The organism is Mesorhizobium sp. WSM4822 (assembly GCF_055811155.1).
Genome location: NZ_JBVVQM010000085.1, coordinates 1 through 449 on the forward strand (window position 1 = coordinate 1; position 449 = coordinate 449).

1 protein-coding gene is annotated in these 449 nt (G+C 61.7%); it reads right to left on the reverse strand.

Annotation, left to right across the window (positions count from 1 at the left end; genetic code table 11):
* Positions 1 to 449, reverse strand: a 449-nt coding sequence (locus AC0L3E_RS34635) for a zinc-binding dehydrogenase (protein WP_473606915.1), incomplete at both ends; no start/stop codon positions are given.

Below are 449 nucleotides of genomic sequence, written 5' to 3' on the forward strand. Positions count from 1 at the left end.
TCGGCGCCGCCGATCTGGTCGGCGCCACGCTTGGTCATGTTGACGAGGTGGGGCACGACATCGCCGTCGATCTCCTTCGGATTGACGAAATGCGTCATGCCGAAGCGCTCGCCCCACTCCTTCTTGTCGTTGTTCAAATCGACGCCGATGATCATGTCGGCGCCGGCAAGTTTCAGGCCTTGGATCACGTTGAGGCCGATCCCGCCGAGGCCGAAGACGACGGCGGTGGCGCCGATCTCGACCTTGGCGGTGTTGATCACAGCACCGATGCCGGTGGTGACGCCGCAGCCGATGTAGCAGATCTTGTCAAACGGCGCGTCGGGGTTGACCTTGGCCAGCGCGATCTCGGGCAGCACGGTGAAGTTGGAGAAGGTCGAGCAGCCCATATAGTGAAAGATCTTGTCCTTGCCGATCGAGAAGCGCGATGAACCATCGGGCATCAGGCCCTG